The organism is Achromobacter agilis (assembly GCF_900496965.1).
In the GTDB taxonomy this organism is placed as follows: Bacteria; Pseudomonadota; Gammaproteobacteria; order Burkholderiales; family Burkholderiaceae_B; genus Achromobacter; species Achromobacter agilis.
In genome coordinates this window covers 1-9791 of sequence record NZ_UFQB01000049.1, presented here as the reverse complement: position 1 = coordinate 9791, position 9791 = coordinate 1, and the positions used below count along the sequence as shown (strand labels likewise).

The 9791-nt window shown below is 66.4% G+C and carries 11 protein-coding genes; 3 read left to right on the top strand and 8 right to left on the bottom strand.

What is annotated here, in order from left to right; genetic code table 11:
* Positions 1-179: 179 nt before the first annotated feature.
* The 3 genes from AGI3411_RS29870 to AGI3411_RS29860 all read left to right on the top strand — a co-directional run bounded on the left by AGI3411_RS29870 (position 180) and on the right by AGI3411_RS29860 (position 4398).
* The gene (locus tag AGI3411_RS29870) at positions 180-647 is read left to right on the top strand and encodes a hypothetical protein (protein ID WP_129530913.1); all 468 of its coding nucleotides are present in this window, start codon (positions 180-182) and stop codon (positions 645-647) included.
* A 136-nt stretch (positions 648-783) separates the two neighbouring features.
* Complete coding sequence (locus tag AGI3411_RS29865) at positions 784-2514, top strand: methyl-accepting chemotaxis protein (protein WP_129530912.1); 1731 nt, start codon at positions 784-786, stop codon at positions 2512-2514.
* 288 nt (positions 2515-2802) lie between these two features.
* Positions 2803-4398, top strand: a complete 1596-nt coding sequence (locus AGI3411_RS29860; protein WP_129530911.1) for a methyl-accepting chemotaxis protein — start codon at positions 2803-2805, stop codon at positions 4396-4398.
* A gap of 24 nt (positions 4399-4422) precedes the next feature.
* Here the strand turns inward: AGI3411_RS29860 and fliR are convergent, their stop codons facing one another.
* From fliR to AGI3411_RS29820, 8 genes are all read right to left on the bottom strand, one after another.
* Positions 4423-5211: a flagellar biosynthetic protein FliR gene (fliR, locus tag AGI3411_RS29855; protein ID WP_129530915.1), complete on the bottom strand. Its 789-nt coding sequence runs from the start codon at positions 5209-5211 to the stop codon at positions 4423-4425.
* Between the two features lie 34 nt (positions 5212-5245).
* Complete coding sequence (gene fliQ, locus AGI3411_RS29850) at positions 5246-5515, bottom strand: flagellar biosynthesis protein FliQ (protein WP_043545181.1); 270 nt, start codon at positions 5513-5515, stop codon at positions 5246-5248.
* Positions 5516-5534: 19 nt separating this feature from the next.
* Positions 5535-6326, bottom strand: coding sequence for a flagellar type III secretion system pore protein FliP (fliP, locus tag AGI3411_RS29845; protein ID WP_129530910.1), 792 nt, complete (start codon positions 6324-6326; stop codon positions 5535-5537).
* A 27-nt stretch (positions 6327-6353) separates the two neighbouring features.
* Entirely contained in the window at positions 6354-6677 is a 324-nt protein-coding gene (fliO, locus tag AGI3411_RS29840; protein ID WP_129530909.1) for a flagellar biosynthetic protein FliO, read from the bottom strand.
* A gap of 13 nt (positions 6678-6690) precedes the next feature.
* The gene (gene fliN, locus AGI3411_RS29835; RefSeq protein ID WP_129530908.1) at positions 6691-7236 is read right to left on the bottom strand and encodes a flagellar motor switch protein FliN; all 546 of its coding nucleotides are present in this window, start codon (positions 7234-7236) and stop codon (positions 6691-6693) included.
* Entirely contained in the window at positions 7229-8236 is a 1008-nt protein-coding gene (fliM, locus tag AGI3411_RS29830) for a flagellar motor switch protein FliM (RefSeq protein ID WP_129530907.1), read from the bottom strand. Before fliM ends, fliN begins: the two co-directional genes overlap by 8 nt.
* A 2-nt stretch (positions 8237-8238) precedes the next feature.
* Entirely contained in the window at positions 8239-8865 is a 627-nt protein-coding gene (gene fliL / locus AGI3411_RS29825; protein WP_165359318.1) for a flagellar basal body-associated protein FliL, read from the bottom strand.
* Positions 8866-9035: 170 nt separating this feature from the next.
* Positions 9036-9791, bottom strand: a 756-nt coding sequence (locus AGI3411_RS29820; RefSeq protein ID WP_208748213.1) for a flagellar hook-length control protein FliK, incomplete at its 5' end; no start/stop codon positions are given.

Below are 9791 nucleotides of genomic sequence, written 5' to 3'. Positions count from 1 at the left end.
CCGCGCCAAGCCGGCAGGCGTCGAAGGCGCCACGGCGGCGCGTCCGCTGCGCCGGCCCGCAGTGCGGCCGGCGGCGGCGTCCGATGCGAAAGCGGCGCCCGCGGCCAGCCGCCGGTCGCCGCCTTCGGATGACGATTGGGAATCTTTCTGACACCGGCCAGTCCGGTAAATGGGTAGGTATGCGAGGCTATATACATCTTCTGGCGGCGGCCGCTCTTGCGGCCATTCTCGCCGGCTGCGCGGCGACGGGTCACAACTTCGACCCGGACAAGCTGTCGACCTTGACGCCGGGGCAGACCACGCTCGAAGAGGCCTCGCGGGCGTTGACCGCTCCGCCCGATAACGTCTACCGGCAGACCGACGGCTCCTTGCTGGCCCTCTGGTCTTTCAAGATCACATTTGTCACCGACGGCTTGTACAGCCGCAAGGAAGCGTTGCTCCAGTTCGGGCCCGACGGCCGGCTGATGCGCCTCGTCGACAGCACCAATATTCTGCTGGAACCCTGGGAACGCCAGAAACTGCTGGGGCCGGCGCCTGCGCCCGGCTTCGATCAGGACTGGGCCTTGCCCGCGGTGGAGCCCGAGGGGCAAATCATTTATATACCCGGCCCGGGTGAACCGGCCGGATCGAGGCCGCGGGGCGGGTAAGTCCTGTAGTCCGGCAGAGAACGTTGCGGCGCAGATCGCAACGTACGTCGCCCTGAGTGGAATCGTCATGTAACAGGGCGTGTCCACGGGGTGGTTTTTCATTTGGTCAGGCAGTTCCTGAGGGATGGGGAAATATATGGAAGCGAGTCTCGAATCCGGTGCGAAGTCCGGCAAGGTCGGCAAAAGGAAGGCGGCGCGCACGCCCAAGGTGAAAAGGAAGCTGCGCCTGCGCGATGCCCGCGTCGGCACGATGCTGCTGTGGGTCATGGCGTTCTTCGCGATATTGATCGCGGCGGTCGGCGGCCTGGCCGCTTATTTCCTGCAGAACAACTATGAGTCCATCCGCGAGGTCAACGCGCTGACCGAGCGCGCCAAGCAGGTCGAGGTGATCAATAGCGACATGCTGCGCGCTCGCGTCGCGCTGATGGTCGCCGCGCGCCACCTGCAGGAATCCGGCTGGGGCAGCGGCGAGAACTCGGCCCGCGACGCGGCGGCGGCCTTGAAGAGCGCGACCGACCTGTTGACCGGCGTTCGCAGCCGCTTTGCCGATTTCCAGAAGAACATGCTGCAGGACGACACCGGCCGCCAGCTGTCCATGAACTTGGTCCGCCGCTACCGTTCGTACATCGACGATGGCGTGGACACCATGGTCGAAGCCTTGCGCAGCGAAGACTATTCGACCTTCTACATGGTGAACAACGAATACGGCACGCCGCGCAGCGCCGCGTTCATCGAGGCGATCAGCCAGTTCAGCAAGTACATCGGCGAGCAGCAGCAAGCCACGATCGACCAGGCGGGCGCCAGCTTCGACCGCGCCATGATCGCGGTGGGTGTTGCGGTCGGCCTGGCGCTGCTGCTGATGATCATGGCCCGCATGCTGTTCGGCCGCCTGGTGGTCCGCCCGTTGGTGGAGGCTGGCCAGCATTTCGACAAGATCGCCGCCGGAGACCTGACCAGCCGGGTGGAAGTGCGTTCGCACAATGAGATCGGCCAGCTGTTCGCTGCGCTCAAGCGGATGCAGGAAAGCCTGACCCGCACGGTGTCGGCGGTGCGCCGCGGCGTGGACGAGATTACCGTGGGTTCGAGCGAGATATCGGCCGGCAACACTGACCTGTCCAGCCGCACGGAAGAACAGGCGGCCTCGCTGGAAGAAACCGCGGCCTCCATGGAAGAGCTGGCCTCGACCGTGAAGCAGAACGCGGACAACGCCCGCCAGGCCAATCAACTGGCGGCGAGCGCATCGGACGTGGCCGAGCGCGGCGGTTCGGCGGTGTCGGAAGTGGTCAGCACGATGCAAGGCATTTCGGCCAGCTCGCGCAAGATCTCCGAAATCGTGTCGGTGATCGACGGCATCGCGTTCCAGACCAACATCCTGGCGCTGAACGCCGCAGTGGAAGCGGCGCGCGCGGGCGAGCAGGGCAAGGGCTTTGCGGTGGTGGCGGGCGAAGTGCGCTCGCTGGCGCAGCGCAGCGCGCAGGCGGCCAAGGAAATCAAGGGCCTGATCGAGGATTCGGTCACGAAGGTCGGCGCAGGCTCGCAGCAGGTGGAGCGCGCCGGAGCCACGATGCAGGAGATCGTGGCGTCGGTGAAGCGCGTGACGGACATCATGGGCGAGATTTCGGCGGCGTCGGAAGAACAGTCCAGCGGCATCGACCAGGTGAACCGCGCAGTGTCGCAGATGGACGAGGTGACGCAGCAGAACGCGGCGCTGGTGGAAGAGGCTGCCGCGGCGGCGGGTTCGCTGCAGGAACAGGCGCAGCGCCTGGCCGAGGCGGTCGCCGTGTTCAAGATCAACGCAGGCGAGGTCATCGAAGTACCCGCTCATCAGCTGACCGGCTATGCCGCGCCGACGCTGACCCAGGCCTGACGCCCTGAGGCATCCCTGCAGGACCGGGGCCGCGCAGATGCGCGGCCCCGGTCCTGTTTTTTTGCGGTAACGAAAACGAACGGATCGTGCGCACGTTAAGTTTTCGAAAATACGGCCGTTAATCGTTATAACGCCTGAATAAGGCGCTGAAACAGTGTTCGACAGATATCGCGCGCCGGCCGGCGCCGGTGCTTCACGAGCCGGGCGGGGAAGTGTAGATGCGGGGCATCAGGTCCAGTTTGCTCGCCGTTATTCATTTGTTGCTTTCGATATAACCGGAGACAAGCTGTGCGCGTCAACCTACCTATCCATAACGTGGAAACCAAGCTGCGCGAGGATCAGTACCTGATCTCGCGTACCGATACCAAAGGCAGGATCGTCTACGCGAACCCGGCCTTCGTCGAGGTCAGCGGATTCTCCCACGAGGAGCTGATCGGCAAGGCCCACAATATCGTGCGCCATCCCGATATGCCGCCCGAAGCGTACGAGGATCTCTGGGAAACGCTCCAGGCCGGAGAATCGTGGCTGGGCCTGGTCAAGAACCGCCGCAAGGACGGCGGGTTCTATTGGGTGCTGGCCAATGCCACGCCTATCGTCGAGAACGGCGAGGTCGTGGCGTATTCCTCGGTGCGGGTGCGTCCTTCGGACGAGCAGATCGCGATGGCCGAAGCGCTGTACGCGCGTATGCGCGAGGGCACGGCCAATGGCGTGCGCATCCTGCGCGGCCGGCCGGTGCGGGCCGGGTGGCGTCGCGGGCTGGACGTGCTGGCGTTTCCTTTCAAGCGCGGCGTCCGCAGCCGCATGCTGCGCCATGCACTGCTGTCCGCGGGCTTCGTGGCCGTCGCGGGCGCCTATGGGCTGCATGCTAATTGGGACAAGCTCGACACGATGGGCGCCGGCCTGGGCTGCGCGGCGATCGGGCTGGGCGTCCTTGCCATCTTCGGCATGGGCTGGCGCCTCTCGCGTTTTCTGCTGGATCCGATGGTCGACGCGGCCAACATGGCGCGCCAGGTGGCGGCCGGCAATCTCACTACCCAGATCGTGGCAGAGTCCGACGATGAGGTCGGCAGCCTGAAATTCTCGCTCGACGTTATGCGCAAGAGCCTGATCGGCATCGCCCAGGACGTCTATCGCGGCATCGAAGGCACGACTCTTGCCGCGGCGCATATCTCCCGCGGCAACCAGGAACTGGCCGGCCGCACCGAAGGCCAGGCCTCTTCCCTGCAGCAGACCGCCGCCAGCATGGAGCAGCTGACCGCGACCGTGCGCGAAAACGCCGACAATGCCCGCCAGGCCAACCAGCTGGCGGCCAGCAGCATGGACGTGGCGCGGCGCGGCGGCGTGGCGGTCGGGCAGGTGGTGGACACCATGCACGGCATTTCGGACAGCTCCCGCAAGATCGCCGATATCGTCAGCATCATCGAAGGCATCGCCTTCCAGACGAACATCCTGGCGCTCAATGCCGCCGTGGAGGCGGCCCGCGCCGGCGAGTCGGGCAAGGGCTTCGCGGTGGTGGCGGGCGAGGTCCGTACGCTGGCGCAGAAGAGCGCGCAGGCGGCCAAGGAAATCAAGGGCTTGATCGAGGATTCGGTCGAACGCGTGGCCGAAGGATCGCTGCAGGCGGAACAGGCGGGCGCGACGATGCAGGAGATCGTGGCGGCCGTGCATCGTGTGACCGACATCATCGGCGAGATCTCGCGCGCTTCCCAGGAACAATCCAGCGGCATCGAACAGGTGGATACGGCGGTTTCGCAGATGGACGTCATGACGGCGCAGAACACCGCGCTGGTGCAGGATCTGGGCGGCGCGGTCATGCAGCTGGGCAGCCAGTCGGGCGCGCTGCGCGATACGATCCGCGTCTTCCGCCTTACGGGGCAGCAGTAAGGCCGCGGCGGGTTCCCGGAGGGGTTACCTGCCGGCGAGCGCGTCTGCGACGCGGCTCATGGCGGTCAGCCCCGATTCGAACAGCGATTCCAGGAATGGCCCCGCGTGGGGCAGGACGACGGCCAGCACCGTGACGCCGACAATCAGCGTGACGGGGAAGCCGATCGAGAAAACGGACAATTGTTGCGCGGCACGGTTCAGGATGCCCATGGCCAGGTTGATGGTCAGCAAGGCGCAGATGAGCGGCAGCGCGAGCAGCAGGCCGGAGATGAACACCGTCTTGCCCCATTCCACCACGACGCCCCAGCCGTTCTGGTGTAGCTGGATCATCGCGACGGGCAGGGTATCGAAGGACCGCACCAGCGCAGCCAGGACCAGCAGGTGGCCGTCCAGAGCCAGGAAGGTCAGCATCGCGATGATGTTGAACAGCCGCGAGAGCACGGCGGTGTTGGCGCCCGCGCTGGGGTCGAAGAACGACGCGAATGACAGACCCATCTGCAGGCCCACGAATTCACCGGCCGTCTGCACGGCGGCGAATACCAGACGCATTGTGAAACCCATGGAGATCCCGATCAGCACCTGCTGCATCACCATCCAGAGCCCGGCGAACGAGCCCGGCGCGATGGGCGGCATGGGGTCCAGGGCGGGGCTGATGGCGACGGCCAGGACGAACGACAGCCCGATCTTCACCTTCACGGGGATCAGCGATTCCGAGAACAGCGGGGCAGTGCCCACGAGCGCCAGGATGCGCACGAACGGCCAGAGGAACTGGCCGATCCAGCCGTTGAGCTGCTCGAGCGTGAAGGCGATCATGGCGGGCGGCGCGGGGTCTGGCGGCAACTGCCGCTCAGGACACCAGCATGGGAATCTGGCCGATCAGTTGCCGGATGTAGTCGACCATGACGCCGATGAGCCACGGGCCCAGCAGCACCAGCACGCCGCACATGGCCAGCAGCTTCGGAATGAACGACAGCGTCATTTCGTTGATCTGCGTGGCGGCCTGGAAGATGCTGATCACCAGGCCGACGATCAGCGTGACGAGCAGGAGCGGACCCGCCATCGCCAGCACGATCTTCATCGCCTGGTAGGTCATGGTCATGACGGTTTCGGCGGTCATGGCGATTTCCCTCCTGGCGTTATTGGTAGAAGCTCTGCGCCAGCGAACCCATGAGCAGGTTCCAGCCGTCGGCGAGCACGAAGAGCATCAGCTTGAACGGCAGCGCCACGGTGACCGGCGGCACCATCATCATGCCCAGCGCCATCAGGACGCTGGCGATCACGAGGTCGATGATCAGGAACGGGATGAAGATGGTGAAGCCGATCTGGAAGGCGGTCTTCAGCTCGCTGGTGATGAACGCGGGCACCAGGATGCGCATGGGAACCTGCGTCGGGTCTTCCATGGCCGGTTCCTTGGCCAGGTTGGCGAAGAGCGACAGGTCGTTCTCGCGGGTCTGGTGCAGCATGAAGGTGCGCAAGGGCGAGGCCGCGCGCTCCACGGCGGTTTCGAACGGGATCGACCCTTCGGAGAGCGGCTTGTAGGCGTCGGCGTAGATCTTGTCGAACACCGGCGACATCGTATAGAAGGTCAGGAACAGCGCCAGGCCGATCAGCACGTGGTTGGGCGGCGACATCGCGGTTCCCATGGCGCTGCGCAACAGTCCCAGGACGATGATGATGCGGGTGAAGCCCGTCATCATCAGCAGCGCGGCCGGCAGGAACGACAGCGAGGTCATCAGCAGCAGGGTCTGCATGCTGAGCGAATAGGTCTCGGAGCCGTTCGGCCCCGGGGTGGCCGTCAGGGCGGGCAGGGTGGCCTGGGCGACGACACCGGCCGGAAAGAAGGCCAGGCCAAGCAGGGCGGCGGCTGCAAGCAGGGGTAGCGCGGCGGGGCGGGCGCGGGCAGGCGTCGAGCGGGTGAGAAAACTCATGGGTATAGCGTGAGGCGCGCCGTGGCGCTAGCGGCGCTTGAGCGCCTGGCCCAGCTTGGCCGCGAAAGCGGCGGCGGGCAGCGGAGAGCCTTCCGGCAACTGGCCGGCCGGCAGGGTGTGCAGGGTATTGAGCTGGTTCGGGCCGACCCCGACCACCAGCCAGGTGTCTTCGATCTCGACCACGACGATGCTCTGGCGCGGGCCGACCGGCAGGCTGGCCACCTGCCGCAGGAGGTTGCCGCCGCCCCGCTGCGTCAGCCCGGCGCGGCGGGCCAGCCAGGCCGCGACCAGGATGGCCGCCACGACCAGCACCAGGCCGATGATGACGCGCATGAGGGCGGATTCATTCATGGCGAAGCCAGGATCAGCGGCGGTTGTTCAAGCGGTTGATCCGCTCGGATGGCGTGATGATGTCGGTGAGACGGATGCCGTACTTGTCTTCGACCACCACGACCTCGCCTTGCGCGATCAGGTAGCCGTTGACGAAGATGTCCATCGGCTCGCCGGCCAGGCCGTCCAGTTCGACCACCGAGCCCTGGCCCAGCTGGAGCAGGTTCTTGATGGTCAGGCGGGTGCGGCCCAGTTCGACCGTGAGCTGGACGGGGACGTCCATGATCAGGTCGATGTCGGTGCCTGCGCCGCCGGTCGTGCCGGCCAGCGGTTTGAACACCGATTGCGCGGCCGGCTGCGCCGCCGGTTGCGCGGCAGGGGCGGCGGGCGCGCTTGCGGGAGCGGCAGCCGGCGCCGCTGCGGGCGCGGCGGCTTGTTCCGCCATCGCGGCGGCCCAGTCGTCCTGGGGCTTGAGGCCGTCGGCTTGGGTGGGCGGATTGGCGCGGGATTGTTCGGCGAGCGCGTCGGCCCAGTCGTCGGCCGGGGACGAGCCGGTGCCGGGCTCGTTCTTGTCAGTCATGGTCAGAGGCCTCGTTGGGTTCTGTATCGTGGGTAAACATGTTCTGTACGCGCAGGGCGTACTGGCCGTTGAAGACGCCATAGCCGCATTCCATCAACGGCACGCCGTCGACGCTCGCGATTATGGTTTCCGGCACGGTCACGGGCAGGACGTCGCCGACCTTCAGGTGCATCAGTTCGCGGATCGAGGAAGGAATGCGGGCGAATTCCGCGACGACGTCGATGTCGGCGCTGCGCACCTGGCGGGACAGCTGCTGCGACCAGCGCTGGTCCACTTCCTCGAGCGTGGTTTCCTGCAGCGGCCGCGTCAGCAGGTCGCGCACCGGCTCGATCATGGAGTACGGCAGGCAGATGTTCAGCTCGCCGCCGGTCGCGCCGAATTCGATGTGGAAGGAGGTGACGACCACCACTTCATTGTTGCCGGTGATGCTGGCGAACTTGGTGTGCATTTCCGACCGCACGTATTCGAATTCGATCGGATAGACCGGATCCCAGGATTTGCCGTAGCTCTCCAGGGTCAGGTTGAGCAGCCGGCGGATGATGCGCTGCTCGGTCGTGGTGAAGTCGCGGCCTTCGACGCGCGTGTGGTAGCGGCCGTCGCCGCCGAACAGGCTGTCGATGACCAGGAACACCAGGTTCGGGTCGTACGTAAAGAGCGCGGTGCCTCGCAGCGGCTTCATCTGAATCATGTTCAGATTGCTCGGCACAGGCAGGTTGCGCTCGAAGTCCGCGTACTTCTGGATTTTGATGGAGCCGACGGTGATGTCGGCGCTGCGGCGCATGAAGTTCAGGAGCACATGGCGCATCTGGCGCGCGAAGCGCTCGTTGATGAGCTCCAGCGTCTGCATGCGGCGGCGCACGACGCGCTCGGGCGAGCTCAGGTCGTAGGCGCGCGCGCCGGTCGTCTGGCTTGTCGCTTCGGTTTTGCTGTCGCTCTCGCCGGTGACGCCAGCGAGCAGCGCGTCGACCTCGTCCTGCGAAAGGAATGCCTCGTAGGCCATGCTTATTGCACCACGAACGCCGTGAAGAGCACGTCGGTGACGTACTGGCCGTCAGGCAAAGGCGAGAACGGGCGATTGACCGCCTGCTTGATCGCATTGACCATGTCGGTCTTGCCTTGCTGCGTCTGCACGCCGATGGGCGATTGCGACGACAGCACCATCAGGATGCGGCTGCGCACTTCCGGCATGTATTTCTCGAGACGGGTGCGGGTCTGCTCGTCGCTGACGCGCAGCGTCAGGCCGACGTGCATGATGCGTTCCGTTTCCGGATTCTGCAGCGTGACGGTGAAGGGCTCGAGCGGCACGAAGATCGGCGCGGGCACGGCAATGGGATTGGCGGGCGGCGCGACGAAGGTGGCTGGCATGGCCTGGGGGCCTTGGCCCGGCTGCCCCGGCTGCCCAGGTTGGCCCGGCTGGCCGCCAGGCACCTGGCCCACGCCGAGCTGCACGGGCGCCGCGCCTTGCGGCTGTATGCGCTGGGTGATGTACCAGGTGGCGCCGGCGCTGGCCGCGGCGACGATGAGCAGGACCAGGATGGCCAGCAACGGGCGAAGAACGCGGCCCAGGCCGCCTGCGCGGGAAGAGGATGCGCCGCGCGCAGGCATGGGTGTGGATTTGGAAGTCGCCATCTCGGTGTCGATGCGTATTTTGCCGCTGATGAAAACGGGTTCTTAGTTGATGAAAGCATTCTGCCCCAAATCCCGCCTCCGCTTGGGGGCGAAAAACAGGGCGAAAGCCGTGTATCTCAAGCTATTGCTGCACTGCCCGCGATCCTTGCCGGACGCGGGATGCGCGTAGGTCAGGCGAATGTGTCCACCAGGGCGTTGGCGTTGCGCGCCACCGTCACTGCGATGGGGGCGTCGGCCGCAGCCGCGGCGCCGGTCATTGCGCCGCCGGACTGCCGTTGCGAGCCGTTGCCGCCGTGCTGCGCGAACTCTTGCTGGGCAGCCTGCTCGCCCACGCTGGTTTGCCCCAGCGAGATGCCGGCCTGGGCCAGCGCCTGCTGCAGTTGCGGCATGGCGGTTTCGATCGCCTGGCGCACGGACGCATGGGCCGAGACGAACGAAGCGCTGGCAACGCCGTCGGTCAGGTTGAGGCTGACACGCAGCGGGCCCAGGTCGGGCGGATCCAGGCGCAGTTCGGCGGTCTGCATGCCTTGGCGCGCGCTGTGGCTCATCATGACCACTTGCTGGCCGAGTTCGGTGCCCCAGTGCGTGCCGCCCACGGGGGTGGCGACCTGCATCACCAGGGGAACGGCGGGCGCGGCGAAGGCGGTGGGGTTGGCGATCGGCAGGGGCTGGCGCTGCCCAGCGGCTGCGGCCAGCGTCGCCGCCAGGGCGTCGTGGGACTGCGCGCCGTGCTGCGGCGCCTGGAATTGCTGGTCTGCGCTCGCCAGCATGGGCGCGGGATCCTGGTCTTCGTGCGCCGGGGCCAGGACTTGCGCGGTGTCGGCGTGAGGCTGGCCCGCAGGGCGGGGCAGCGCGGTCTCGGGCGCCAGGCGCGGCGTGCCGGCCTTGGCGGCGCCGGCGGGCGCGCCAGGCGCTTGCGCGGCGGG